The following is a 25,731-nucleotide window of genomic DNA, read 5'->3' as shown; positions in this document are numbered from 1 at the left end:
CCGGTCCCTACGGGTGCCGCTGGGGGGCCTGCTTCACCTGGAGGTCCTCGAGCAGGGTCTGCGTGGCGGCGGCGACGGCGTCCACGGCCCGGTCGAAGGCCTCCGCGTTACGCGCGGACGGGGCGCGGAACCCGGAGAGCTTGCGGACATACTGAAGCGCGGCGGCACGCACGTCCTCAGTCGTCACGTCGCTGGCGTACGGTTCGCGAAGGGTTTTGATGCTCCGGCACATGGCATGACCGTACGACATGCCACCGACATCCCACCGGCATCCCGCCCCCGTGTTCCGTCGCCGATCCCGGCCTCGCGCGGCGAGACCGGGATCGGGGTGTGCTCCGCCCGCCGCGGGCGCCCTCAGCCGGCCGCCCCGGCCGCGGGAGACAGCATGAGCAGTCCCAGGCACATCTCGTCGCTGGTGCCCTCGCCCCAGACGACGTAGCGAGGCGGCAGGCCGCGCATCGCGGGCAGCATCTTGCGGAGGCCGGCGTCGTGGGTGCAGGTCACCCGGAGGGTGTCGCCGGCCTTGACGGCCACCGGCTCGGGCAGCGGGCGGATGGCCTGCTCGTCGAAGTCGTAGGCGGGGATGTCGAGCAGGGTCCGCGCGCCGGGCCGGCCGGGGTTGAGCTCCACCTTGATCGAACGTCCGAGCAGGTGCATGTGCCCGGCGACGGCGTAGACGGTGGCGGGCCCCTCGGCCTTCCGCTCGCAGTGCTGGGTGGCGGCGGCCACGGGCGGCCTGCCGCCGTTGCAGAACCCGTTGAGCTCGGTCACGGATCTCCCGGCCTGGTCCCCGAACCGGTGCACCACGTCGCGGACCGCGGCCTCGCGGTCGCACAGCGGGCCCGACTCCTCGGCGGTGCAGGGCAGCTCGACCGGCGCCGGCAGCTGGTCGGTGATCAGCGGGGCGAGGTCGGCCTCGCCGTCGGTGAGCCGCAGCCGGAGCCCGGACTGGTCGCTGCCGACCGGCTTGCCCTCGGCGGCGAGCAGGTTGTAGTGCACCTGGATGATCAGCTTGCTGCCGGCCGGCATCGGGTAGCCGACCTTCTGCGTGAGCAGCGTCTCGTCGGCGCCCGGAGCCCAGTGACCGACCCAGTCGCCGTCCTCGACGCCGGCGTCGCCGAAGCAGGTCCACCCCTCACCCGGCGTGCTCGCGTCCAGCTTTCCGGCCGTCTCGGCCTGCCCGGGGTCGACCCGGAAGATGATCGCGTGGTGGACGATGTCGGTGTTCTGCGGCAGGAACTGGCTGCCGGTGAGGAAGGCCCGGCCGGTCAGCCCGGGGTCGACCAGGAAGCAGCGGTATTCGTCGGTCCCCCCGGAGGGCGCCGACGGGGTGTACGGCTGCGGCAGCTTCAGGTTGACGAATCGCTCGGAGGCCCGCAGCGGCGCCACCGCCGGTGGCGTGAACGGTTTCCCGTGACCGCCGTGCGCCCCGGTCCCGGCCGCCGCGCTCGGGGCGTTCGAGGCGGCCGGATGCCGCTGTCCGGAGCATGACGCGATGAGCAGGACGGTGGCGAGCGCGATGGCCATCCCGGCCACCCACCGCACCGGCCGGACTGCGTGTCTCAAAACCCGCCCCCTGTTCTCCACGGGACCACCCGTGGGCTCCGACGCGTGCCGGGGCGGGAACTCCGGTCGGGTTCCGGACCCCGGGCGCTCACTCCAGAGTCCTCGCTCCCGGCGCGTTTTCCATCGGCCGGAAGGTCGAAACCACTCCTCCATGCGGCCGGTGGCACTCCTCCGTGCGACCGAGGACGCCGCTACGCCGCAGGTGGCAGTCGACACACCGTCCCCGCGCCCGCCCAGGTCACGCGACCGTCCCCGCTGCCCGGTCTCCCCGCCCGGCGGCGGCCGCGGAGATCGCCGTGGAGGACCAGGCCGTCCGGCTCGGGGCCGGGCTGACGAGGGACCGGCTCAGGGGGCGACAGGTCGTCCGGCTCGGGACCCGGCTGACGAGGGACCGGCTCAGGGGGCGATCGGCGGCCGCCGCTTGTGCTCGGTGAGCCGGTAGCGGCGGACGATGGCCTCGAGGGCGGCCCCGTCGACCGGCTTGCCCTCCAGAAGGTCGTCGATGTCGTCGTAGGTGACGCCGAGCGCCTCCTCGTCGGGCCTGCCCGGGTTCAGCGTCTCCAGGTCCGCGGTCGGGATCTTCCGGACCAGTGCGGACGGCGCGCCCAGAGCCTGCGCCACGGCCCGCACGCGCCGCTTGGTGAGGCCGGTGAGCGGGACCACGTCGGCCGCGCCGTCGCCGAACTTGGTGAAGAAGCCGGAGATCGCCTCGGCGGCGTGGTCGGTGCCCACGACCAGCCCTTCGTGCGCGCCCGCCACCGTGTACTGAGCGATCATGCGCTGCCTGGCCTTGATGTTGCCGTGCGCGAAGTCCTGGTGGTGCGCGTCGCGGAAGACCATGCCGCCGGCCAGCAGCGCCTCCAGCGCGGCGTCGCTGGCGGGCTTCACGTCGACGGTCAGGACCCGGTCGGGCCGGATGAACTCCAGCGCCAGCCGCGCGTCCTTCTCGTCAGCCTGGGCGCCGTACGGCAGCCGCATCGCGAAGAACGTCGACTCCCGCCCGGCGGCGCGGACCCGCTCGACCGCGAGTTGGCACAGCCGGCCCGCGGTCGTGGAGTCCACACCGCCGCTGATGCCCAGCACCAGCGAGCGCAGGCCGGCGGAGGTCAGCTGGTCGGTGAGGAAGGCCACCCGGCGCTCGATCTCCTGCCGTACGTCGAAGGACGCGCTCACCTGGAGATCCCGGGCGATCTCCTGCTGCAGGGATGTGGACGCCGGCTCGGTCACGGTTACTCCTCGGTCGGGCCCGTGGGCGGGGGCGGCACGCGCCGCCGGGCCGGGGCCACAGGCGCGTGCGGGGGACGGAGGCACTCTACGGGGAGCGAGTCGAGCACGTCGGCTCAGGTCCTCGCGGGGAGCGAGCCGAGCGCGTCGGTTCAGGTCCTCATCCGCCGCGGTGCCGCCGAGTCCACCGCCGCCCCGGCGGACGCCTCACCGCACCCGGCGTCCGCGGGGCGCGTGCCACGCGGTGGAGCGCCCCCTTCTAAGATCCAAGGTGTGGCGAAGTATTTCGATGTGCATCCGGACAGCCCGCAGCCCCGGCTGATCAGCCAGATAGTCGAGCTTCTGCACGCGGACGGGCTGATCGCGTACCCGACGGACTCGTGCTACGCGCTGGGGTGCCGGCTGGGCAACAAGGAGGGCATCGACCGGATCAGAGAGATCCGCAAACTCGGAAGTGACCACCATTTCACGCTGGTCTGCAGGGACTTCGCCCAGTTCGGCCAGTTCGTTCATGTGAGCAATGCGCTGTTCCGGTCGGTCAAGGCGGCGACCCCCGGCGGTTACACGTTCATCCTGCCCGCGACCAAGGAGGTGCCGCGGCGGTTGCTGCATCCCCGGAAGAAGACGGTCGGCGTCCGGATCCCCGATCACGTCGTCACGCAGGCGCTGCTGGCCGAGCTCGGCGAACCGCTGCTGTCGAGCACCCTGCTGCTGCCCGACGAGACCGAGCCGTTGACGCAGGGCTGGGAGATCAAGGAGAGGCTCGACCACGTGGTGGACGCCGTCATCGACTCCGGCGAGTGCGGCGCCACCCCGACGACGGTCGTCGACTTCTCGCAGGGAGAGCCTGAGATCCTCCGCCGGGGCACCGGCGACCCGTCCCTCTTCGAGTAGGCGAGCGAAGGGCCGGGTTCTCCGACGCGCCGGGGATGGGAGTCCGCGTGACCCCTGGCGACGCGGTGCGGCACACCAAGCACGTGGTGAGCGGGTCTCAGGCGGGCAGGGCCCCCGAGGGGCCCCAGCCCGGGACCTGGAAACGGGCGGTGAGCGCGGTCTCCGTCACCTCCTCGCCGCAGGCGCGGCAGACCACCACCGGGTCGAGATCGCTCCCGCAGGAGTGCCGGAACACCACCGACGGGCGCTCGGTGAGATGCCGGTCGCCCCAGCTCATCAGGGTGAGCAGCACCGGCCGCAGCTCCCGGCCCGCGTCGGTGAGGTGGTATTCGGAGCGGGGCGGACGCTCGCTGTAGGGGACCTTCTCCAGCACGCCCGCCTCGACGAGGGCACGCAGGCGCGTGGCCAGGATGTCGCGCGGAGCCCCGATGTTGCGGACCATGGCGTCGAAGCGCCGGACCCCCCAGAAGGCCTCGCGGAGCACCAGCAGGGAGTACTTCTCGCCGATCACGCCGAGCGCGTCGGCGATCGAGCAGGGACGGGGGTCGTGCATCCGCCCAGTTTAGGACAGCGCGTCAGGACAGTGCATTTGCTTATCCAACTCACCGGGTTATAGTTCGTCCAGTTTTCCAACTGACTGGCCGACCCGAGGAGCCGATGGACATGCGCGACGCCGTCATCGTGGAGGCCGTACGGACGCCGATCGGGAAGGGGAAGCCCGGCGGCGCGCTCGCCGGCGTGCACCCGGTCGACCTCCTCGCCCACACCCTGCGCACTCTCGTCGGCCGCTCCGGCGTCGACCCGGCACTCGTCGACGACGTGATCGGCGGCTGCGTCGACCAGGTGGGCGAGCAGGCGATGAACACCACCCGCTACGCCTGGCTGTCGGCCGGTTTCCCGGAGTCCGTCCCGGCGACCACCGTCGACCGCCAGTGCGGCTCCTCCCAGCAGGCCGTCCACTTCGCCGCCCAGGGCGTGCTCTCGGGGGCGTACGACCTGGTCGTGGCCTGCGGGATCGAGTCGATGAGCCGGGTGCCGATGTGGTCCAACGTGCCGCCGGGCGCCGACCCCTTCGGCCCGGGGCTGGCGGCCCGCTACCCCGAGGGGCTCGTCCCCCAGGGCATCAGCGCCGAGCTCGTCGCGGCCAAGTGGTCGATCGGCAGGGAGGAGATGGACGTCTTCGCCGCCTCCTCGCACCGGCGCGCCGCCCGGGCGCACGCGGACGGCCTGTTCGACGCCGAGCTCGCGCCCGTCGCGACGGACGCGGGCACGGTGACCGCCGACGAGTCCGTACGGCCGGGCACCACCCCCGAGATCCTCGCCGGGCTCCGCCCCGCCTACGCCGACCCCGCCTACGCCGAGCGCTTCCCGCAGATCGACTGGTCGGTGACCGCGGGCAACGCCAGCCCGATCAACGACGGCGCGTCCGCCGTGCTGATCGCCTCCGGCGAGACCGCGGCCCGGCTCGGACTGCGCCCGAAGGCGCGGCTGCACAGTTTCGCGGTGACCGGCTCCGATCCGCTGACCATGCTGACCGGCATCATCCCGGCCACGGAGAAGGTGCTGCGCCGGGCCGGGCTGCGGCTGGACGACATCGACCTGTTCGAGGTCAACGAGGCCTTCGCCTGCGTCGTGCTGGCCTGGCTGCGGGAGACCGGCGCCGACCCGGCCAAGGTCAACGTCAACGGCGGCGCCATCGCGCTGGGCCACCCCCTCGGCGCCAGCGGGACCCGCCTGATGACCACCCTCGTCAACGCCATGCACCAGCGCGGCGCCCGCTACGCGCTGCAGACCATGTGCGAGGCCGGCGGCCTGGCCAACGCGACCGTCCTGGAGGCCGTCACGTCCTGACGGCGGGCCCGGCTCCCGGAGCCGGCCCGGCTGCCGCTGCACGGCCCCGGCCTCTTCCCCCTCGCGCCTTCACCGGCACCTACGGCGAATGCCTCCTCGGAAAGGTCTCCGAGGTGTCCCCGCCGCCGCGTGAAAACGTCCGGTGCGGACCGCCCGTCATCCCGCGGCGGCGTCCAGGGAGCCGATCACGTCCTCGGAGACCTGTCCCAGCCGCTCACGCTGGGGGAAGTCGCCCACCGGCACCCGGGCCACCTCGCGCGCCGTCTCGTAGTCCACGACCGAGATCATGTCCTTCTCGCTGAGCGACACCGAACAGTGCCGGCCGTCGGCGGCCGTGGCCGTCCAGTACGGCAGGCTGCCGGTGTCGTAGTGCACGTAGCCCCGCGTGGTCAGCCCGGGGCGGTCGACGATCGCCACGTAGTCGTCGATCGTGCCGGCCACGCAGAGCTCGCCGCCGTCCGCCGACATCGCCATGCCGTGGTGCGCGGAGTTCTGCGGGTAGTCGTCGGCCGCGAGCCTGCCGCCCGCCTCGCTGAAGGGCATCTCCACCTTCCGGGTGATCTTCCCGGTGGTCAGGTCGACCTCGGCGAAGCCGTTGAGGTAGGAGAACTGGGCGTACATCGTCCGGTTGTCGGGAGTGAACACCGCGGGGCGGATGCCGTACTCGAAGGTGTGTCTCCTGATCACCTTCAGCGTGGCGCCGTCCACGACCGTGAGCTGCCGGGCGCCTTTGAGCGCGTTCAGCGACCGGGGCAGGGAGGTGACGCCGATGCTGGAGTTGTACAGGAGGCTGCCGTCGGGGGAGTAGTCGTTGGCGTGCGGGTAGGTGCCGGTCGGGATGTCGGTCACGAGCCGGCCGGTGGCGGTGTCGATCACCTGCGCCGCGGAGGCCGTCGTCGCCGACACGATGAAGTGCCTGCCGTCGGCGGAGAGCGCCGCGTGGTCGGCCTTGAAGCCCTCGATCTTGTAGCGCCACAGCATCCTCCGGCCGGCGAGGTCGAAGGCGACCGCGTCCGCCAGGTTGCCGCGGGAGACGTACAGCGTGCGCCCGTCGGGGGAGACCGCCATGTCGTCGACGAGCTTGCGGTATCCCTGGATCCGGTTGACCGCCTCGTATCCGGCGCGCTCGACCGGGTTCATCGCCCTCAGGCGCTCGTCGAGATCCGGGACCGCGTCGAACGAGCCCAGGTTGCGGTAGGTGCGGCCGTCGACGAAGCTGACCGTTCCGCCCTGGGCGTTGCCCACCAGGAGCACCTCCCGCAGGGACGCCGACCGGGCGGCGGTGGCGGGGCCGACGAGGGCCGCCAGCAGGACGGCGGCCGCGGAGAGCGGCATGACGGATTTCAGGGAAGGTGCGCGCACGGTGTCGCCGTCCTCTCGGTCGATGGGCACTTCCGTGAGCTCGCGCCGCGGGACCGGTCGCCGGAGCGGGAGGGGGCACCCGCCCCGACGGCCGGAATCCGTTCAGGCGAGAACGCTACAGGCGCCCGCGGACGGGCGCTTGTGGGCGCGTCAGCAATTCACGCGGCGGGATTGTCTCCGCCTGACAACCGGGTGGGGGAGGCGCTCCGGGTCGGCGGACGGTCAAATGTTCGTCGGTGAACGCGGGGATAAGCCGGATGGGCGGGCGGGTAGGACAGCGCCCGTGAACGGCGAAGCGAGCACCACGGGACCGGAGGCTCCGGGCCCGGCGGACGGACCGGCCGGTCCCGGCGGACCGGCGCGCTGAGCGCGGTCAGCGATGTCACCGTTCTTCCGGCGGGCCGCCGACCGGCTGACCGACGCCGCCCCGGGCTGGCTGGTGGAGACGGTACGGCCGGCGCCGGCGGCGCTGCGCTGGGAGCCGATGCTGCGCATGGCCGTGGCCGTGACCACCCCGCTCCTCGTGGGGCTCGCCGCCGGGCAGATCGCGCTCGGCCTGCTGCCCGCCATGGGAGCCATGTCCACCGCCATGGCCGACCGGGGCGGGTCCTACCGGGCCAGGATCATCCTGATGAGCTCGGCCGGCTCCGCCGGCGCGCTGGGATACCTCACCGGCGCCCTGACCCGCGGCCACGGCTGGTGGACCGTACTGGTCGTGGTGGCCGTCTCGCTGGTGTCCGCGCTGCTCAGCACGGGCGGAGGCGCGGGTTCGGCGGCAGGGCTCCAGCTGCTCGTGATGACCGTGCTCGGCACCGGCATACCGCTGCCGGGACCGCCCGGCCCGCACGCGCTGATGTTTCTGCTGGGCGCGCTGTGGGCCCTCGCGCTGGCGCTCGTCCACTGGCCGGCGCATCCCCGGGCCGCCGAGGAGGCCGCGGTCATCGCGGTCTACCGCGCCCTCACCCGGCTGTTCGCCGACCGCGGCCTCGGCACCCTGACGGCGTTCGACACCGCGCTCAAGAACGGCTACGACACCGTGCTCAGCGCCCGCTCCGCGGCGGCGGGGACGGATCCCGAGCGCACCCGCCTGGTCGCCCTGCTGAACCAGTCCTCGCTGATCCGCAACGCGCTGATCTCGCTGTGCCAGGAGGAACGCGAGCCGCCCGGGGACCTGGCGGCCGCCGTGGAGGAGGTCGCCGACTCCCTCGCCGGCGGGCCGGAGCCGCACGCGCTGCGGCACGCGTGCGACTCACCGGCCCTGCGCGCCCTGCACTCCGGCGCGCGGGGGGCGGTCGAGCTGGTCTCCGGCGGTGACATCGCGGCCGACCAGGTGCCCTACGAGCCGGTCGGGTACCGCTGGCGGCTCCGGGAACTGTGGGAGAAGATGTGGTACGGGCACCTCACCCGCGTCTACACGGTCCGGCTCTCGCTCTGCATGGGCGTCGCCGGCGCGGTGAGCGAGTTCGGCTGGTTCGAGCGGTCCTACTGGGTGATGCTGACCGTCGCGCTGGTGCTCAAGCCCGACTTCGGGTCGGTGTTCGCGCGTGCCGTGCAGCGCGCGCTCGGGACGCTCGCGGGCACGCTGATCGGCACCGTGGTGCTCCTCACGGTGCCGTACGGCCCGGCGCTCCTGGTCCCGATCGCCGTCTTCGCGGCGCTCATGCCGTACGGCATGCAACGCAACTGGGGTCTGATGTCGGCCTTCCAGGCTCCGCTGGTCCTGCTCCTGGTGGACCTGCTGACCCGCGGCGGCCCGATGCTGGCGGAGGTCCGGCTGGTCGACACCCTGGCCGGATGCGTGATCGTTCTCCTGCTGGGATATCTGCCGTGGCCGGCGAGCTGGGAGGCGCCGGTCGGGCCGAGGTTCGCCGACGCGGTGTCGGCCACCGCGCACTACATCCGGCACGCCTTCGACCCGGACGACCCCGGCAGGGCGCTGCTCCGCCGCAGGACCTATGACGCCCTCGCCGACCTGCGGACGGTCTTCCAGCGGGCGGTGACCGAGCCGAGGGTGGTCAGCCGGCGCATCACCACCTGGATGCCCGCGATGACCGCGCTGGAACAGGTGGCCGACGCGACCGCCGCCACGGTCGCGCGCACCGAACACGGGGCGCCGCCGCCGTCGGGCGCCGCCGTCGAGGCTCTGGTGACGTCCCTGGAGGACATCGCGGCCGACGTCCGCGCGGGGCGGACGCCGAGAAAGCCCGAGCTCGCCGACGAGGAGACCCTGGAGCGGGTGAACTCCGCCGTCCAGGGCCTGCGCGACACCGTGTCGGGGGAGCACCCGGACACCGGCGGCGGGGACGGCGCGGGCACCGGGGACGGAAGGTGATGCGGGCCCGAGGGAGGCCGGTCGCGCCGGGCAGGGGTCCCGCCCGGCGCGATGTGACCTACTACGGGCGATCGGTGTGGGCCCGGTGGCGCCGGTGGCCGCGGTGCCACTGGAGGCGGGTGCGCCGTAGCGGTCCGCGCGATCGAGGCATGGCGGGTCTCTACGACGCCCGGTAGCATCAGATGATCGGCAGGTAGATGGGAGTCGCGCGCGATGCGTGGTCTGGGAGACCTGGAGTCGGCGATCATGGACCGGCTGTGGTCCTACCGTCGGCCCGCGTCGGTCAGGGACGTGCTCGAAGATCTCCGCCGCGAGCGGGAGATCGCCTACACCACCGTCATGACGGTGATGGACAAGCTGCACACCAAGGGCCTGCTCCGCAGGGAGCCGGTCGGCCGGGCCTACATCTACCGGACGGTCGCCACCAAGGAGGCATACACCGCCGAGCTGATGCGCGCCACGCTCGCCTCGGGCGGCAACCAGGCGGCCACGCTGGTGCACTTCCTGGAGCGCCTCAGCCCGGAGGAGGCCGCCGCGCTCGAGGCCGCCCTGAAGGTCTATCCACCCGGAAGCCGGGCATGAGGGCTGTGGCGGAGGTCCGTCGGGCGGGAAGCCCGGTGTGACGGTCGCGTAGAAGGTCCATGGGCCCGCCCCGCTGACTCTCGGCCCCCAGGGTTCCGCGGCAGCCGGCCCGGGCGTCCGCCGACGGCCTTCCCCGGAGGGAATCGTCATCGACAACGATGCCTCGTAGTGGTGGTGATAGGCCAAGTCAGAGCGATTTCAGGGGAAATCTCTCCACTCAAGGCACTAAATGTCTGATTTGGCACAACGGTCGCCCTAGGGGCATCATCCTCTACTACCGTCCATCGGACGAGGGGCGCCCCGGCTCGACACGCCACAGCCGGCGCCCCACACCTCAGGGGAAGGGAGAAGCGTGACGGCTGCGTCCCGCGGGATTCGACGTCACGACGTACTCCGAACCCTGATCTCGGCGCTCACCGCTGTGATCCTGTGCGCCTGTCTGGCGTCGGCGGGTCAGGCCGACCCCAAGCCCAGCGCCAAGAAGCTCCGCAAGGAGCTGGCGCAACTGCAGAAGCAGTCAGAGGCCATGATCACCGAGTACTACAACGGCCGGATCGAGCTGCAGAAAGTGGAGAAGACCGAAAAGGTGGCGCGAGGCAACCTCAAGCGCGCGCAGCGGGAATTCGACCGGGCGGCGGCGGAGATCCGCATGCTGGCCGTCGAGCAGTACCGCAGCGGCGGGATGGGCATGACCGTCGCGCTGCTGGGGAACCCCGACCCGGGCGCCCTGCTGAACCGCCTGGCGCTCACCCAGCAGATCGTGAGCGAGCAGGACGCCAAGCTGCAGGGGTTCGCGAAGATCCGTGACTCCCACCGGGGCGCGCAGAAGATGGCCGAGCAGCGCGCCGACGCGCTCCGCGCGTCGCTCAAGAAGCTCGACGGCCAGAAGAAGCGCGCGGAGCGACTGATCGGTCAGATCAAGGACAGGATCGACCAGCTCTACCCCACCCCGGGGCTCAGGAGGGCCGACGGCACCTGGGTTCCCCAGCTGCCCTCGGGGCCGGACAACATCACACCGCGGATGCGGCTGGTCCGGCAGCTGATCGCGCAGCGCTTCGGCCCGCGGTTCGGCATCGGCTGCTACCGGGCCGACGGCGGCATCGCGGGCGGCGGGGAGCATCCCCTCGGCCGTGCCTGCGACTTCATGCTCAGCCGCGGAGGAGGCATGCCCTCCGGCGACGAGACCAGGCGCGGGCACGAGATCGCGGCATGGGCCATCAAGAACGCCCGGCGGCTCGGCATCATGTACATCATCTTCCGCCAGCGGATCTGGCACGTCCGCACCGGCAGCTGGCGGACCATGTCCGACCGCGGCGGCACCACCGCCAACCACTTCGACCACCCTCACATCTCGGTCTACTGATGTTCGAGGCGGCTGACCCGTACTCACGCGGGTTTTGTCCCTCTGATGAGGGCGAATCCCGGATCCCCGGTGCCCTCCCAGGCGTCGTCGATCGCTCCACGCCCGCGGTCCTCGCCGGACGGCAACGGCGCCGGCCACGGCTCAGCCGTGCATGATCCTCCGGAAGAAGGAGCGCCTGCCGCGAGGCGGTTCAGGGGCGGGCTTCTCCTCGGCGGGATGGCGGGCCCGCCAATCGCCGACGACCTCGTCCACATCGATGAGCGGCTGGAGAAGCGGCGGACCGGACAGGGGCTTTCCGTAGCTCTCACGGATCTTGTCGTTGATGTTCTCGATGATCCTGCGAGCCTCGGCCTCCGTCCGGGCGCCGACCGCCGCCGCCCGGGACTCCTCGGCCTCCTTGCGTAGCGCGAGCGTCCCCGGCAGCGGGAACGACAGGTTCTCCGCCTGCATCTTCTGCTTGATCCACCACATCTCGTCCTGCGGCCTGCCCTCGCCGGGAATGGGCTTGCCCGCGCCCGGCAGGTCGTCGAACTCCCCGCGCTCGGTGGCCTCACGGATCTGCCGGTCGATCCACGTCTCGAAGCTGACTCCGGGTGATTTGCGTTCCGTCACACCTTCACCTCCCAGGCCGCGATCAGTATCACCTTCGAGGATAACCAAGCGATGCCAGGAGGGCGGCGAGGAAGGCGCGACCCCGCCGGAGACGCTGGACAGATCCTCGACAAGTCCGGAGCATGATCTACGTCCAGGAGTCGTTCCACAACGAGCCCAGCGGGCGGACGCTCAGCGCTTCAGCGGAGGGAGGCGAACACCTCGTCGCCGGCCGCCGGTCATGACCGGCCACACCCCGGCCCGGCTCTGATCGTGCCCCGAAGCCCAGCCCGCCCTCATCAGCACCATCCCCCCGACGTGAGGATCCGAGGATGATCCGTTCAAGGGCCCTGCTGTCCGTGCTCGCCATAGCCGCGTCCGTGCTGCTGATCAGCGAGAACGCCCGAGCAGACACGGACCTGCCGCTACCGTCGGCGATCTTCCGTGCCACGCACAACAGCTATTCCGGCAACGTCGACGGCGCCAAGAACTCCATCGTCCACCAGCTCGACCACGGCGTTCGCTTCATCGAGCTCGATGTCCACGACAACGGGTACGCGACAGCGCACGACTACGCCATCGGCCACGACTCGCCCGGTGATCTGGTCGACCACTCCGGCAACCCGGCTTCAAACCTTCTGCGCGACTGGTTGAACGTGATCAACACCTGGTCCGAGCAGCATCCGGCCGCCGCCCCGCTCGTCGTCATGTTCGACCTCAAGGACGATCTGACCGACAACCCGTCGTTCGCCGCCGGCAACTTGGCCGCGCTCAATCAGGAGCTCGTCTCCGTCTTCGGGCCGCGGCTGCTGACGGCCGAGGACTACCCGGCGAGCCCACCGTCACTGGACGCGGTGCGCGGACGCGTACTTCCTCTGCTGTCCGGCAACGGGAAGAGCCGCACGGAGTACAGATGCGACCTCGGCCATGACCCGGCGGTCGCGCTCAACGCGAACGGGCAGATCGTCGAGGTGCACGACTCCGGCTCGGGTGTGCTCTGGTACTGGACCGGCACGTACGACGACGGTCGAGTGACCTGGCTCCGGCACGGGAAGTACGACACCGGCCGGACACCCGCCGTCGCGCTGAACGACAACGGCGACCTGGTCGAGGTCCACCAGTCCCAGAACGCGACCACGCTGTGGTATCGCGTCGGCCGTCTCGGCGCGGACGGCGAGATCAGCTGGTCCCCCAGCCGCCAATACGACAACGGTGTCCTGCCGTCGGTCGCGTTCACGGACCCGGCCGGCACGGAGCTGCGCGAGATCCACCGTAGCCAGAGCAGCAGTCAGAACTGGCGCTGGGACGGCGTACTGGACACCGGCACGTCGGCGGTCTCGTGGCGCGGGAACACGAAGACCTCCGACGCTCGCTTCGACAAGACCACCTCGATCCGCGGCACTTCGAGCGTGCACGTGTGGACCGGAGCAGACGGTCCGACTCCGGCGCGGACCCTGCGCGTAGACACCGACAGGTTCACCGGCGATCGCATCCGCTACCGGCAGATAGCCTTCGACGAGTTCCAGAAGGGCGACAGCGCGGAGCTCCAGCAGGGCGCCCTGTTCTACGCCGCACCGGCGACGGAGTCCGCCTTCATCACCTCGGCACGGCAGGCGGGGCGGCTCGTGCGCGGCTGGGACTTCGACACGGCGGGCATGGCGACAACCCCGTCGGCCAACCACCCGGCGACCAACCACCCCTACGACGCCTGGTACGAGAGCCTCCTCACCCGATTGGGCGCCGTCCGGTAACGCCTCCACCGGCGGGATCTCAGGGCATGAGCAGGCCCCAGTAGGCCGCCCACGGCACGAACGCCACCGCCGATGCGAGAGCCAGGCCGAGCCGTACCCGGTCCCCCCGGCCGAGCTCGCGGCGGGCATCGCTTCCCGGTCGAGGGTTCCCCACAGCGCGAGGACCGGCTGGTGGACGCGCTCCCAGCTCCGCGGGGGATCGTAGTCGGCCTGGGCGAACAGGCCACTGCCGATGCCGAAGCGGATGGCGCGCTCCTGCAGCATGCCGGTCATCGACCCGTGCACACCCGCGTACCGGCGACGTCGAACCCGGTGTCGCCGTCTCACGGCGGCCGTCCGCCGGCTCTCGGCGGGTTGGAAGCTCACTCGAATCGCGGTGGAAGCCTCCCGCCGTTCGATGATCTTGCCCGGAGCCCCCAAGGGATCCTCGAGCACGTGCCCGTAGTGCTGTCGTCAAAGGTTCGTGGCGAAAAGAGGAAAGCGCATGGACGAGGCGAGAGGCCACGGTCGCGGCCTGGAGGCGGAGGCCGCGCCCGGCCGGGTCTGCGGGCTCCGGGCGGACGGGGTCGAGGGCTCATGAGCTCCCAGCGGCCCGTGACCCGCGGTCCCGGCGAGAGCCACGACGCCGCCGGCCGGTATGACGGCGCGGTGTCGGTGCGCGCGATGCCGCGCTGGTACGTGACGCTCTTCGCCACCGACGCGCTCGAACGGTTCGGCTTCTACGGCATGCAGGCCATCCTGGTGCTGTACGCCGCGGCCTCCCGCGCCGCGGGCGGGCTCGGCCTGGCCAGGGCGGATGCCGCGGCGCTGTTCGGGGCGTGGATCGGCCTGATGTTCATCCTGTCGATGGCGGGCGGCTGGGCGGGGGACCGGCTGCTGGGCCAGCGGCCCGCGCTGCTGGCCGGGTGCGTGTTCAGCGGGCTCGGCTACCTGCTCCTGGCGATCCCGACCGGCGTCATGACGGCGGTCGGACTGTGCGTGCTGGCGGTCGGCGGCGGCCTGTTCAAGCCGAACCACCAAGCGATGATCAACCTGATGTTCGGCGGCAGCAGAGGACGCGAGTCGGGCATCTCGCTGATGTACGTCGGCGTCCAGGTCTCCGCGCTGCTGGCGCCGCTGGTCACCGCCTTCCTCGGCGAGCGGGTCAGCTGGCACCTCGCGTTCTCGGTGGCGGCGGTGGCCGTGATCGCCACCGGTGTGGTGTTCGCCTCCACCGGGGCGCAGTTCCACGGTGTCGGCGCCCGGCCGGCGAGGCCGCTCACGCCCGGGGAACGCCGCGTCCTGCTCACCCGGACGTCCGCGGCCGGCGTGGTGCTGGCCGGGCTGCTCGTCGTCATGGCGCTGGCCGGCGTGCTCAGCCCCAGCACGGCGATCATGATCACCGGCGTGCTGACCGTCATCGTGCCGCCCGTCGGCTACCTGACGCTGTACCGGAACCCGGAGCTCGGGGTGGCCGACCGGCGGCGGCTCCGCGCCTTCCTCGCGGTGCTGCTGGGCAGCACGCTGTTCTGGATGATCATCGCCCACGCGGCGTCGCTGCTCAATCTGTTCGCACGCGACCACGTCGACCTCGACGTGGTCGGCTTCACCGTGCCGGCCGGCTGGCTGCAGGCGGTGACGCCGATGTTCATCCTGGTGCTCGCGCCGATGATCGCCTCGGTGCTGCCCCGGATCGGCGGGCGGCGGCACGTCGCGATCAAGTTCGCCACCGGGCTGCTGCTGGTGGGCGGTGGTTTCCTGGTGATGTCGGTCGCGGCCGCGCTCGCCGCCGGAGAGACGAGGATCTCCCCGCTCTGGCTGATCGTGGTCTACCTGACGCACGCCTGCGGTGAGGTCGTCGTCGCGGCGGTGAGCATCTCGGCGCTGGCCGACGTGCTCCCCCGTCCGTTCATGGGGCGGGTCGTCGGCGTCTACTGGCTGTTCGCCGCGCTCGGCGGCGGACTGGGCAGCGGCGTCGTGCGCCTGAGCGAGGTCGTTCCCGAGACCGCCTACTACCTCGGCCTCGGTCTTGTCGCGGTGCTGGTCGGCCTCGGCTTCCTGCTCCGGCGCGCGGCGCTGAGCCGCGCGCTGGCGACGGACGATCACGTGGGCGCCACGGTGGGCTGACCGGGCCGCTCGCCTCCTCCACCGAAGTTCGCGGGACCCCGGGGCGCCGAAGTTCGGTGGACCCCGGGGCGCCGAAGTCCGAGGGACCCCGGGCGTCGCCGGCGACGCCCGGGAGGCCGGCGTAACGAGCGCGCCGCGGTCAGCGGGCGGCCACGCCCCGCCGCCCGCCTTCCCGGCGAGCCAGCCGGAGGGCCAGGTACGGAGCCGTCACGCTGTCCCGCGCACCCGCCACCACGTGCGGCGGACCGGCCGCGACGACGCGCCCGCCCGCCTCACCGCCGCCGGGCCCCAGATCGATCACCCAGTCCGTGCCCGCCACCACGTCCATGTCGTGTTCCACGAGCACCACCGTGTTCCCCGCCGCGACGAGCCCGCGTAGCTGTGCCACCAGCAGGTCGACATCGGCCGGGTGCAGTCCGCTGGTCGGTTCGTCCAGGACGTACAGGGTGTGGCCCCTGCGCACGCGTTGCAGCTCGCTGGCCAGTTTGACGCGCTGCGCCTCGCCGCCGGACAGGGTGGTCGCCGGCTGACCCAGCCGCAGGTATCCCAGCCCGACCTCCGACAGCACCTCCAGGCTCCTGACCGCGCCGGGGACGTCCCGCAGGAAGTCGCGCGCCTGCTCGACGGTCATGTCGAGCACGTCGGCGATGGAGCGCCCCGCCACCGTCACCCGCAGGGTCTCGGGGTTGTAGCGCGCGCCGTGACAGACCGGGCACGGGGCGGTCGCGCCCGGCAGGAACAGCATCTCGATGAAGATCGACCCCTGTCCCTGGCAGTTCTCGCACCGTCCGCCGGGGACGTTGAAGGAGAAGCGGCCGGTGTCCTCGCCCTCGCGGGCGCCCAGCTGTCCCGGGTCGTCGGCGTCGGCACCCAGGTGCTCAGCGACGACGCCGGTCAGCACCTGGCTCACCAGCGTGCTCTTCCCCGAGCCCGAGACGCCCGTGACCGCGGTGAAGGTGCCCAGCGGGAAGCGCACATCCAGGTCGCGGAGGTTGTGCCGGGTGATGCCGCGCAGTTCCAGCCAGCCGGAGGGGCAGGGCCGCCATCTCGGTGATGTCCCGGCCGGCGAAGCGTACGGCCAGCGCCTCCGGACGCAGCCGTCTGCCCCCGCACACCGGGCACGGGGAGGAGAGCAGGAACCGGGCGGCCCGCGCGCGCAGGGAGGCGCTCTTCGTCGTGGCGTAGGTGTGCAGCACATACCGCCGGGCGCTGGAGAAGGTCCCCTGGTAGTCGCGGGCCACCTTGCCGGGGTCACGCACGGGGTGGACGGTGACGACCGGCTGCTCGTCGGTCATCAGAATCCACTCGCGCCGCTCGGCGGGCAGCTCCGACCACGGACGGTCGACGTCGACCCCCAGTTCGACGAGGATGTCGCGGTAGTTCTTGCCCTGCCAGGCGCCGGGCCAGGCGGCGACCGCGCCCTCACGGATGCTCAGGCCGGGGTCCGGAACCAGGCTCTCCTCGCTGACCGTGTGCACCCGGCCCAGGCCGTGGCAGTGCGGGCAGGCCCCGATCGGGGTGTTCGGCGAGAAGGAGTCGGAGTCCAGGTGCTCCGCGCCGGGGGGATAGGCGCCGGCACGGGAGAACAGCATCCGCAGGACGTTGGAGAGGTGGGTCACGGTGCCCACCGACGAGCGGGTGCTGCCGCCGCCCCGCGCCTGCCGCAGGGCGACCGCCGGGGGGAGGCCGGTGATGTCGCCGACCTTGGGAGCCCCCACCTGCTCGATGAGCCGCCGGGCGTAGGGGGTGACGGACTCCAGGTAGCGTCGCTGCGCCTCGGCGTAGACGGTCCCGAAGGCCAGGGACGACTTCCCCGAGCCCGACCCCCGGTGAACAGGACGATCCGGTCCCGCGGCGCCTCGACGTCGACGTGGCGCAGGTTGTGCTCCCGCGCGTCCCGCACGCGGATCATGGGATCCGTCGCGTGATCGGGCGGGCCGTCCGGCGGGCGCGTCCCGGCCCGGTGCCGTTCCACCGGCGGACCGCGCGCTGTAGGTCGTCGAGCCCGCGAGGCCGTACAAGCAGCGTCACCGCAAACGCGTACGGCCCCCAGCGCGGTGCTGGAGGCCGTACGGGCGCCTGTCCGTCCGGAGCGGCGGCTTTACTTGAAGCCGCGCAGCCGCAGGCTGTTGCTGACCACGAAGACCGAGGAGAACGCCATCGCGGCTCCGGCGATCATCGGGTTGAGCAGGCCGAGCGCGGCCAGCGGCAGGGCGGCCACGTTGTAGGCGAAGGCCCAGAACAGGTTGCCCTTGATGGTGCGCAGGGTACGGCGGGACAGGCGGATGGCGTCGGCGGCCACCCGCAGGTCGCCGCGGACCAGGGTGAGGTCGGAGGCTTCGATGGCCGTGTCCGTCCCGGTGCCCATGGCCAGGCCAAGGTCGGCCTGGGCGAGCGCGGCGGCGTCGTTGACGCCGTCGCCGACCATGGCCACCGACCGGCCCTCGGCCTGCAGGCGCTTGACCACGTCGACCTTGTCGGCGGGCAGCACCTCGGCGATCACCTCGTCGATGCCCACCTCGGCGGCCACGGACCGGGCGACGGCCTCGTTGTCGCCGGTGAGCAGCACCGGGGTCAGCCCCAGGGCGCGCAGCTGCCTGATCGCCTCGGCCGAGGTCGGCTTGACGGTGTCGGCCACGACGAGGACCGCGCGGGCCCGGCCGTCCCAGCCGACCGCGACAGCCGTACGGCCGGCCGCCTGAGCCTCGGCCAGCTTGCGCTCCAGCTCGACGGGCAGGTGCTGCGACCACTCGGCCAGCAGCCGGGGGCGGCCCACCAGCACGGCGTGCCCGTCCACGACGCCCTGCACGCCGAGCCCCTCGACGTTGGCGAAGTCCTCGGGCGCGGGCAGCTCGCCGACCCGCTCGGCCGCGCCCCGGGCGATCGCCTGGGCGATGGGGTGCTCGGAGGCGTGCTCCAGGGCGCCGGCCAGGCGCAGCACCTCGTCGCGGTCCTCGCCGTCGGCGAGGTGCACGTCGACGAGGGTCATCCTGCCCTCGGTGACGGTGCCGGTCTTGTCGAGCACGACGGTGTCGATGGTGCGGGTGGACTCCAGCACCTCGGGGCCCTTGATCAGGATGCCGAGCTGGGCGCCCCGGCCGGTGCCGACCAGCAGTGCGGTCGGGGTGGCCAGGCCCAGGGCGCAGGGGCAGGCGATGATCAGCACGGCCACCGCGGCGGTGAAGGCCGCGCCGGCGCCGTCGCCGGTGCCCAGCCAGAAGCCGAGCGTGCCGACGGCCAGCGCGATCACGATCGGGACGAAGATCCCGGAGATGCGGTCGGCCAGCCGCTGCACCTGCGCCTTGCCGGTCTGCGCGTCTTCGACCAGCTTGGCCATCTGGGCGAGCTGGGTGTCGGAGCCGACGCGGGTGGCGCGGACGACCAGGCGGCCTCCCGCGTTGACGGTCGCGCCGGTCACGGTGTCGCCGGGCCGTACCTCCACCGGCACCGACTCGCCGGTGAGCATCGAGGCGTCGACCGCGGAGGAGCCCTCCTCGACCACGCCGTCGGTGGCGATCTTCTCACCCGGCCGGACCACGAACCGGTCGCCGGCCTTGAGCTGGTCGGACGGGATCCGGACCTCGCGGCCGTCGCGCAGCACGGCGACGTCCTTGGCGCCGAGCTCCAGCAGGGCGCGCAGGGCCGCCCCCGCGCGGCGCTTGGAGCGGGCCTCGAAGTAACGCCCGGCCAGGATGAACGCCGTCACGCCCGCGGCGGCCTCCAGATAGATGTTGCCCGAGCCGTCGGTGCGCTCGATGGTGAAGGCGAACGGGTGCGTCATGCCCGGGGTGCCCGCGCTGCCGAAGAACAGCGCCCACAGCGACCAGCCCAGCGCCGCGATCGTGCCGAGCGAGACCAGGGTGTCCATGGTGGCGGCGCCGTGGCGCAGGTTGGTCCAGGCGGCCTTGTGGAACGGCCAGCCCGCGTAGACCACGACCGGCGCGGCGAGCGTCAGCGACAGCCACTGCCAGTTGGTGAACTGCAGGGGCGGGATCATCGCCATCGCGATCACCGGCACGGCGAGCACCACGGAGGTGATCAGCCGGTCGCGCAGGGAACGGAGCTCGTCGCGAGGCTCCTGCGGCGCGCCCTCGGCGCTGGGCGGGGCGGGCAGCTCGGCGGTGTAGCCGGCCTTCTCCACCTCGGCGATCAGCGTCCGGGGGTCCACTCCCTCGGGGAAGGTGACCTTGGCCTTCTCGGTGGCGTAGTTCACGGTCGCGGTGACGCCGTCGAGCTTGTTCAGCTTGCGTTCGATCCGGTTGGCGCAGGACGCGCAGGTCATGCCACCGATCGAGAGTTCGACCGCGCCTGGGGGCCTGTCGTCGGTGAGGGAGGACATCACCTGCTCCTTTCGCTCTTCATGCCTGCGTCAGTGGTTGTGGGCGCCGTGCGAGCCGGACGTGGACGGTGTGGCCGTCGGCTCCGGGCTCGGGGCGGCCGGTGCCGGGAGCTCCCCGGCGCGGGCGGTGAAGTCCGCGGTGCGCACGGTCCCCTCGTGCTGGAAGTCCAGGAAGAGACGGTAGTCGCCCCGGCTGGGCACCTCGGCGTAGAAGGTGATCTCCGGTCCGGCGGGCGTCTTCCCGTCGCCCGGCTCCCCGTCGGGGTGCACGTGCAGGTAGGCCAGGTCTCCGGCGCGCAGCGCGACCAGGTGGCCGTAGGCGCCCAGGTAGGGCTGCAGGTCGGTGACAGGCTTGCCGTCCCTGCTCACCTTGAGGGTGAGCTTACTGGAGGCGCCGGGTGTCAGGTCGCCGTCCAGGGTGACGGTGTAGCCGTCGACCGTGGACGTACGGCCGGCGGCGGGCAGCGCCTTGGGCGTGTAGTCGCCCTCCGCGTGCAGGTCGGCGCCGAGGGTCAGGCCGGTGCCGCCCTCGGGGGCGAAGTCGGCGAACGCCCGGTAGGCGCCCGCTCCGGGCAGTGTCAGCTTCACCGACCACACGCCGCCCCCGGCCTCTTCGGGGTGCAGGTGCTGGAAGCTGCCCAGGTCGCGGGAGACCACGATGAAGTGCAGCTTCTTGTCGTGCTGCACCTGGTAGCCGGTGACCGGCCTGCCGTCGGGGCCGGTCACGGTGAACCGGAAGTCGGTGGCCTCGCCCGGCTTGACCGTCGTGGTCTCGGGGGTCAGGGTGTAGCCGTCCTGGGACATTTGAAGCCCTCCGGGGATGGATGTCTTGGTGGCGGCCTGGCTCGGGGCCGTCTCCGTGTGGGCTCCGTGGCCGTCGGCCGCCTGGCCGGGGGACGGGGGCGTATGGACCTGGTGGCCGTCCGTGGCGGGCGGGGGGCTGACGGAGCCCACGGCGCTGCCGGCTCCCAGCGCTCCACCGAAGATCACGGCGAGTCCGAGGACGTAGGCGCCGAGCTTGGCGGGTGTGTTCACGACGGGGTCACCACTTCGTATCCGGCCTCCTCGACGGCGGCCGTGATCGCGGCGGCGTCGGTGGAGCCCTCGCCGTCGACGGTGAGCAGGCCGGTGGCCAGGTCCACCTTGACGCCGGTGACGCCGGGGACCCCGCCGACCTCTTCGGTGACCGAGCTGACGCAGTGGCCGCAGGTCATGCCCTTGACGATGTATGTGGTGGTGCTCATGATGATCATCCTTCTTTGCGTGGATCCCTATGTGCGGATCCGTGAGTCGGTCAGGAACGGACGAGGCGGGCGATGGCGTCGGAGGCTTCCTTGATCTTGGCCTCGGCCTCGGGGCCGCCCTTGGCGGTGGCGTCGGCCAGGCAGTGCGCCAGGTGCTCTTCCAGGAGGGCGAGGGCGAAGGACTGCAGGGCCCGGTTGGCCGCCGACACCTGGGTGAGGATGTCGATGCAGTACTTGTCCTCCTCGACCATGCGCTGCAGCCCGCGTGCCTGGCCCTCGATCCGGCGCAGCCGCCGGAGGTGGTCCTGCTTGGTGTCGCTGTATCCGGCCATTTCCCCGCCTCCGGTCACTCTTGTCTCATCGGTTCATCCGTAACAACACGGTACCCCCCTAAGGTATTCCGGTGGGGGTGGGGGGTACCGTCCGGGAGCGATCCCGCTCCCTACGCGTCGAGCGACTCCGCTCGGGTGCCCGCGTCCGGCCGGGAGGCCGACCGGCGCCCGCGCATGAGCAGCAGGGTGAGCACGGCGCCCAGCGCCGCCACCGCTCCGGCCCCGATGAAGGCGCCCTGGAAACCGTTGGTGAGCATGTGCGGGTCACCCAGCTCGGCGGCCCCCCGGGAGGTGGCGATCGCGGTCATGACCGCCAGCCCGAGGGCCGAGCCGACCTGGTAGGTGGTGTTGACGATGCCCGAGGCGAGGCCGCTCTCCTCCGGTCGCGCCCCCGACATGGCCGACATCATCGCCGGGATGTAGGCCAGCGACATGCCGACCGCCGCGACCAGCGACGCGGGCAGCACATCGGAGGCGAACGCCCCGTCCGGCCGCACCAGGGACAGCCCCGCGACTCCCAGCGCCAGGATCACCAGGCCGACGACGATGAGCGGCTTGGCGCCGAAACGGCCGAGCAGCCGGGCGGTGACGCCGATCATGAAGATCATGATCGCGATGGTCATCGGCAGCAGCGCGGCCCCGCTGGGGAAGGCGCCGTACCCCAGGACCTGCTGCAGGTAGAGGTTGAGGAAATACCACATCGGGATCCAGGCCGCGCCGAGAAGCGCCATCGCCAGGTTGGCGGTGGCCAGGCCGGGGGCCTTCCAGATCTTCAGCGGCATGAGCGGCTCGCGGACGCTGCGCTGGATGACCAGGAACAGCCCGAGCAGGACGGCGGCGCCCACGCCCTCGATCAGCGTGACGGTCAGACTCTGCTCAGGAGCGCTGACGATGGTGTAGACGGCCAGCGCGATACCGGCGGTGACCGCGATCGCGCCCAGCACGTCGACCGAGCCCCGCTTGCCCTGCGTCGCAGGGAGCAGCGCGGGGACGGCGGCCAGGGTGGCCAGGCCGATCGGAACGTAGACGATGAAGACCCACGGCCAGCTCAGATACTCGGTGATGACGCCGCCGAGGAACACTCCGGCGGTGCCTCCGGCGGGCGCGGCGGCGCCGTACAGGGCCATGGCCTTGCCCAGCTCGCGGGGGTTGTGCCCGAAGAGCATCATGAGCAGCGTCATCGAGGCGGGGGCGATGAGCGCCCCGCCGACGCCCTGGACGGCGCGGCCGCCGATCTCGATCCAGGCGTCGCTCGCCGCCGCGGCGACGATCGAGCCGGCGATCAGGATGATCCAGCCGATGGTGAAGATCTTGCGGGCGCCGAACAGGTCCGACAGCCGCCCGCCGAGCAGCAGCAGGCCGCCGAAGGCGATGACGTAGGCGTTGAAGACCCACTGCAGGTCGCCCTGGGAGAAGCCGAGATCGCGCTGCATGTCCGGCAGGGCGACGCCGATGATGGAGGTGTCCATGATGACCATGAACTGCGCGGCGGCGAGCACGACGAGTGCCTGCCACCTGCGTGGGTTGACGGCGTTCATGCCGCACTCCTGGTTTCTCGCGTCCCGCCGGGTGGCAGGATGCGTGGTGGGGGATTGGTGTGATTCGAGTCGGACCGGCCCCGCGGTGGGCGTGCACGCCAATGCACGCCCACCACTTGTTCTCAGGACACGCTGGTTCTCAGGACACGCTGGCCGGTGAGGTGTCCGCCAGCGCGTAACCCGCCCGGTCCACGGCCGCGCGGATCTCCTCGTCGGAGAAGGTCGCCCCGCTGACCGTGACCAGGCCGGTGGCCAGGTCGACCTGGACGCCGGTCACTCCGCCGATGCCGCCGATCTCGGCGGAGACCGACGAGACGCAGTGGCCGCAGGTCATCCCGCTGACCGTGTAGGTCCTGCCTTCAGTGATCTCCACCTGGGCGGAGGCGCTGTCCTGGGTGCCGCACGCGCATGCCGTGCACATGGGTTTCTCCTCTCACGTGTACCCCGGCGGGGTATGTCAGTGACCGTAACATACCCCTAGGGGGTTCTATTTCTCAAGCCCGGGATTCACCGCGCCGCGGGCGGGCGGGCGCCGGGGGTCACACGTTCCCGCCGTCCGGCGGCCCCGATCTCGCCGGGAGAATCCGGCGGCACCCGATCCCGCCGCGAAAAGACGTGCCGATGGAGAACAACCCCGGGGTGTCGCGCATCTAACAGTTCATGATCAGAACGCCGGCCGGGCGCGCGGCGGTCGCCGGGGGCGGCGGCATCCGGCGGCTCCCGTGCGGGTCGCCGAGCGCTCCCGCGCGGCGCCGCGGCCCGTGCCGGGAGCCGCGGACGCCGGTTCCGGGGGGCCTGTGCCCCCTGCCGTGAACGGGTCGCCGGGCCGGGACGCCGGTCCGGCGGGGCTCTCCGGAGCTCCCTGAAAACCTCCCGGTGAGCGAGGGGCCTCGCCCACCGGGAGATCGTGTCCTTCCATGTCGCGAGCGCGCTGGGGCCGCTCGCGCCTTTTGATGGAGCAATCACTTGCTTGACAAAAAACGGGGGATCATCGGACTGGGCGCACTCGCCCTGACCGTCCTGACCTTCCTGACCCTTCTGGCCTGCGGGCCGGTCGAGTTCTCCCTGGCCGACAGCCGGGGCAGGGTCACCTGCCCGCGCGGCCAGTTCTCCACCGTGCCGGGGACCGACGCGATGAGAGGGCGGGTCGCCTTCGTCGGCCTTCCCCCGGTGGAGCTGGGCAGGGACATCGACTGGCGTGCCGACCCCTACCGGAACCGCTCGTGGGCGCTGAACCTGCACACCCTGCGGTGGATGGGACGGCTGGTCGTGGACTACGAGGCCACCGGGCGGCGCGAATACCTCGACCGGGCGGCCGAGATCGCCAGGGACTGGGTGCGCGACAACCCACGCGGAAAGGCCGGCATCAGCCCGTGGGCCTGGGCCGAGCACCCGGTCGCGCTCCGCGCCCCGGCCCTGGTCTGCCTCAGCGCTCACGTCAAGGACGACTGGCTGGCCGCCAGCCTGGCCGAGCACGCCGGGATCCTGGCCGACGCCGCCCTCTACAAGGGCGGCCACAACCACGGCCTGGACCAGGACATCGCGCTGCTGGGCATCGGCTGCCGCTTCGGCGAGCAGGAGTGGACGGCACTGGCGCTGCGCCGGATGACCGCCTCGGCCGAACTCGCCATCGACGCGCAGGGAGTGCTGCGCGAGCAGGCGCCGCGCTACGGGCTCTACGTCCATCAGCGGATGCGCGTCGCGATGGACGAGATCAAGGACTGCGGGGTCGGCATGCCCGCCGAGCTCACCCGGCGGTGGCGGTCGCTGGAGGACTACATCGCCCACGCCACCCAGCCCGACGGCCGCCTGGCGCCCATCGGCGACAGCCCGGCCGATCTGCGCCCCAAGGGGATCTCCACGGGAGAGGACACCGTGAAGGTGTTCACGGGCGGCTACGTCTTCGGCAGGACCGCCTGGAACGACGCGGACTCGGCCTACTACTCGATCAGGTTCGGCCCCGGGCGCGCGCTCCACGGGCACGAGGACCATCTCGGCGTGACCTACCACGCGCGGCGGCGCGACATCCTGGTGGAGGCGGGCTTCCACTCCTACGAGAAGACGCCCTACCAGCGGTGGACGCTCTCGCCGCAGGCCCACAACGTTCCCGTCGTGGTCGGCGCGGACTTCCGGGAAGGTACGGCGGCACGCCTGCTGGGGGAGACCGCCGGCCGTACGCGCCAGTCCTTCCGGTTCGCCGACGAGGCCTACGGCCTCACCCGTACCCGGTCCGTGCTGGTCGAGCACGGTACGGATCTGATGGCCGTACTGGACGCGGTCCCGCGGGGGCGGCAGGTGCGCCCGCTGTGGCACCTCGGCCCCACGCTCAGCGCGACCGCCGCCGGGGGCGGCAGGGTGGTGCTGGCCGACAGAGGCTGGCGGGCGTCGCTGATCCAGCTGGAGATGCCCGCGTGCAGGCCGATAGGCGGCCAGTCGGTCCGGTCCGGGGAGATCTCGCCCGGTTACCTGAAGAGGATCAAGGTCCCGACGGTGGTCTCCCCGGCGGCGGGAGCCCTGCTGACCGTGATCGTGCCGGGCGCCGCCGACCCGGAGATCTCCTGTTCCGGCGGGAACGTGCGGGTCCGCACCCCGGACGGCACGGTCTCCTTCACGGCCGGCGTCTCCACGGGGCTCTTCTGACGGTCTCCCGCCCCCG

Annotated in this window: 21 protein-coding genes and 1 pseudogene; 8 read left to right on the top strand and 14 right to left on the bottom strand. The window is 72.0% G+C overall.

Annotation, left to right across the window (positions count from 1 at the left end; all coding sequences use genetic code 11):
* Positions 1-7 precede the first annotated feature (7 nt).
* The 3 genes from BM085_RS07435 to nadE form a co-directional block, all read right to left on the bottom strand.
* Positions 8-232 carry a DUF2277 domain-containing protein gene (locus BM085_RS07435; protein ID WP_093886482.1) on the bottom strand — a complete coding sequence of 75 codons (225 nt, stop codon included), beginning with the start codon at positions 230-232 and terminating at the stop codon, positions 8-10.
* A gap of 122 nt (positions 233-354) precedes the next feature.
* Positions 355-1,566 carry a monooxygenase gene (locus BM085_RS07430; protein WP_245789183.1) on the bottom strand — a complete coding sequence of 404 codons (1,212 nt, stop codon included), beginning with the start codon at positions 1,564-1,566 and terminating at the stop codon, positions 355-357.
* 396 nt (positions 1,567-1,962) lie between these two features.
* Positions 1,963-2,793: an ammonia-dependent NAD(+) synthetase gene (gene nadE, locus BM085_RS07425; protein ID WP_093886265.1), complete on the bottom strand. Its 831-nt coding sequence runs from the start codon at positions 2,791-2,793 to the stop codon at positions 1,963-1,965.
* Between the two features lie 270 nt (positions 2,794-3,063).
* Between nadE and BM085_RS07420 the strand changes: the two genes are divergently transcribed.
* A complete protein-coding gene (locus BM085_RS07420) occupies positions 3,064-3,684 on the top strand; it encodes an L-threonylcarbamoyladenylate synthase (protein ID WP_031167537.1) in 621 nt (206 codons plus the stop codon).
* A 97-nt stretch (positions 3,685-3,781) separates the two neighbouring features.
* Here BM085_RS07420 and BM085_RS07415 read toward each other — a convergent pair whose 3' ends face one another.
* Positions 3,782-4,237, bottom strand: coding sequence for a winged helix-turn-helix transcriptional regulator (locus BM085_RS07415; protein WP_093886264.1), 456 nt, complete (start codon positions 4,235-4,237; stop codon positions 3,782-3,784).
* Between the two features lie 110 nt (positions 4,238-4,347).
* Here BM085_RS07415 and BM085_RS07410 point away from each other — a divergent pair, with 110 nt between their 5' ends.
* Entirely contained in the window at positions 4,348-5,535 is a 1,188-nt protein-coding gene (locus tag BM085_RS07410; protein WP_093886480.1) for a thiolase family protein, read from the top strand.
* A gap of 156 nt (positions 5,536-5,691) precedes the next feature.
* Here the strand turns inward: BM085_RS07410 and BM085_RS07405 are convergent, their stop codons facing one another.
* Positions 5,692-6,927 carry a YncE family protein gene (locus BM085_RS07405; RefSeq protein WP_093886263.1) on the bottom strand — a complete coding sequence of 412 codons (1,236 nt, stop codon included), beginning with the start codon at positions 6,925-6,927 and terminating at the stop codon, positions 5,692-5,694.
* Positions 6,928-7,276: 349 nt separating this feature from the next.
* On the opposite strand from BM085_RS07405, the gene BM085_RS46755 reads away from it, so the two are divergent.
* The 3 genes from BM085_RS46755 (at position 7,277) to BM085_RS07390 (ending at position 11,174) form a co-directional block, all read left to right on the top strand.
* Positions 7,277-9,229: an FUSC family protein gene (locus tag BM085_RS46755; protein WP_093886262.1), complete on the top strand. Its 1,953-nt coding sequence runs from the start codon at positions 7,277-7,279 to the stop codon at positions 9,227-9,229.
* A gap of 213 nt (positions 9,230-9,442) precedes the next feature.
* Positions 9,443-9,811: a BlaI/MecI/CopY family transcriptional regulator gene (locus tag BM085_RS07395; RefSeq protein ID WP_012890304.1), complete on the top strand. Its 369-nt coding sequence runs from the start codon at positions 9,443-9,445 to the stop codon at positions 9,809-9,811.
* 352 nt (positions 9,812-10,163) lie between these two features.
* Positions 10,164-11,174 (top strand): coiled-coil domain-containing protein, encoded by a 1,011-nt coding sequence (locus BM085_RS07390; RefSeq protein ID WP_093886261.1) that lies wholly within the window; start codon positions 10,164-10,166, stop codon positions 11,172-11,174.
* 141 nt (positions 11,175-11,315) lie between these two features.
* Here BM085_RS07390 and BM085_RS07385 read toward each other — a convergent pair whose 3' ends face one another.
* A complete protein-coding gene (locus BM085_RS07385) occupies positions 11,316-11,786 on the bottom strand; it encodes a DnaJ family domain-containing protein (protein WP_093886260.1) in 471 nt (156 codons plus the stop codon).
* A gap of 311 nt (positions 11,787-12,097) precedes the next feature.
* Here BM085_RS07385 and BM085_RS07380 point away from each other — a divergent pair, with 311 nt between their 5' ends.
* Positions 12,098-13,516, top strand: coding sequence for a PI-PLC domain-containing protein (locus tag BM085_RS07380; protein ID WP_093886259.1), 1,419 nt, complete (start codon positions 12,098-12,100; stop codon positions 13,514-13,516).
* A 19-nt stretch (positions 13,517-13,535) separates the two neighbouring features.
* On the opposite strand, the gene BM085_RS46750 is transcribed toward BM085_RS07380, so the two are convergent.
* Entirely contained in the window at positions 13,536-13,670 is a 135-nt protein-coding gene (locus BM085_RS46750) for a hypothetical protein (protein WP_281249829.1), read from the bottom strand.
* Positions 13,671-14,092: 422 nt separating this feature from the next.
* On the opposite strand from BM085_RS46750, the gene BM085_RS07375 reads away from it, so the two are divergent.
* Positions 14,093-15,622, top strand: a complete 1,530-nt coding sequence (locus tag BM085_RS07375; protein ID WP_093886258.1) for a peptide MFS transporter — start codon at positions 14,093-14,095, stop codon at positions 15,620-15,622.
* Positions 15,623-15,761: 139 nt separating this feature from the next.
* On the opposite strand, the pseudogene BM085_RS07370 reads toward BM085_RS07375, so the two are convergent.
* The 7 genes and pseudogenes from BM085_RS07370 to BM085_RS07340 form a co-directional block, all read right to left on the bottom strand.
* Positions 15,762-17,534 (bottom strand): annotated as a pseudogene (locus tag BM085_RS07370) (excinuclease ABC subunit UvrA).
* 189 nt (positions 17,535-17,723) lie between these two features.
* On the bottom strand, positions 17,724-19,961 hold the full coding sequence (locus BM085_RS07365; protein ID WP_093886257.1) for a heavy metal translocating P-type ATPase: 2,238 nt from the start codon (positions 19,959-19,961) through the stop codon (positions 17,724-17,726).
* Positions 19,962-19,991: 30 nt separating this feature from the next.
* Positions 19,992-20,996 (bottom strand): hypothetical protein, encoded by a 1,005-nt coding sequence (locus BM085_RS07360; protein ID WP_093886256.1) that lies wholly within the window; start codon positions 20,994-20,996, stop codon positions 19,992-19,994.
* Positions 20,993-21,205 carry a heavy-metal-associated domain-containing protein gene (locus BM085_RS07355; RefSeq protein ID WP_093886479.1) on the bottom strand — a complete coding sequence of 71 codons (213 nt, stop codon included), beginning with the start codon at positions 21,203-21,205 and terminating at the stop codon, positions 20,993-20,995. The genes BM085_RS07360 and BM085_RS07355 overlap by 4 nt, the downstream gene beginning before the upstream one ends.
* A gap of 50 nt (positions 21,206-21,255) precedes the next feature.
* Positions 21,256-21,537, bottom strand: coding sequence for a metal-sensitive transcriptional regulator (locus tag BM085_RS07350; RefSeq protein ID WP_093886255.1), 282 nt, complete (start codon positions 21,535-21,537; stop codon positions 21,256-21,258).
* Between the two features lie 110 nt (positions 21,538-21,647).
* Positions 21,648-23,075: an MFS transporter gene (locus BM085_RS07345; RefSeq protein ID WP_093886254.1), complete on the bottom strand. Its 1,428-nt coding sequence runs from the start codon at positions 23,073-23,075 to the stop codon at positions 21,648-21,650.
* Between the two features lie 139 nt (positions 23,076-23,214).
* Positions 23,215-23,496, bottom strand: coding sequence for a heavy-metal-associated domain-containing protein (locus BM085_RS07340; RefSeq protein ID WP_093886253.1), 282 nt, complete (start codon positions 23,494-23,496; stop codon positions 23,215-23,217).
* 545 nt (positions 23,497-24,041) lie between these two features.
* On the opposite strand from BM085_RS07340, the gene BM085_RS07335 reads away from it, so the two are divergent.
* Positions 24,042-25,715, top strand: coding sequence for a heparinase II/III family protein (locus BM085_RS07335; protein WP_093886252.1), 1,674 nt, complete (start codon positions 24,042-24,044; stop codon positions 25,713-25,715).
* Positions 25,716-25,731: the final 16 nt, after the last annotated feature.

It is taken from the genome of Streptosporangium canum (genome assembly GCF_900113865.1).
GTDB lineage: Bacteria > Actinomycetota > Actinomycetes > Streptosporangiales > Streptosporangiaceae > Streptosporangium > Streptosporangium canum.
Note: the sequence above shows the minus strand (reverse complement) of the source record. Positions and strands in the feature narration are given on the sequence as shown.

Coding starts and splice junctions, on each gene's coding strand:
- BM085_RS07395 (WP_012890304.1), top strand. CDS start 9,443: ATGCGTGGTCTGGGAGACCTGGAGTCGGCGATCATGGACCGGCTGTGG.
- BM085_RS07410 (WP_093886480.1), top strand. CDS start 4,348: ATGCGCGACGCCGTCATCGTGGAGGCCGTACGGACGCCGATCGGGAAG.
- BM085_RS07415 (WP_093886264.1), bottom strand. CDS start 4,237: ATGCACGACCCCCGTCCCTGCTCGATCGCCGACGCGCTCGGCGTGATC.
- BM085_RS07350 (WP_093886255.1), bottom strand. CDS start 21,537: ATGGCCGGATACAGCGACACCAAGCAGGACCACCTCCGGCGGCTGCGC.
- BM085_RS07365 (WP_093886257.1), bottom strand. CDS start 19,961: ATGTCCTCCCTCACCGACGACAGGCCCCCAGGCGCGGTCGAACTCTCG.
- BM085_RS07355 (WP_093886479.1), bottom strand. CDS start 21,205: ATGAGCACCACCACATACATCGTCAAGGGCATGACCTGCGGCCACTGC.
- BM085_RS07380 (WP_093886259.1), top strand. CDS start 12,098: ATGATCCGTTCAAGGGCCCTGCTGTCCGTGCTCGCCATAGCCGCGTCC.
- BM085_RS07375 (WP_093886258.1), top strand. CDS start 14,093: ATGAGCTCCCAGCGGCCCGTGACCCGCGGTCCCGGCGAGAGCCACGAC.
- BM085_RS07345 (WP_093886254.1), bottom strand. CDS start 23,075: ATGAACGCCGTCAACCCACGCAGGTGGCAGGCACTCGTCGTGCTCGCC.
- BM085_RS07340 (WP_093886253.1), bottom strand. CDS start 23,496: ATGTGCACGGCATGCGCGTGCGGCACCCAGGACAGCGCCTCCGCCCAG.
- BM085_RS46755 (WP_093886262.1), top strand. CDS start 7,277: ATGTCACCGTTCTTCCGGCGGGCCGCCGACCGGCTGACCGACGCCGCC.
- BM085_RS07435 (WP_093886482.1), bottom strand. CDS start 232: ATGTGCCGGAGCATCAAAACCCTTCGCGAACCGTACGCCAGCGACGTG.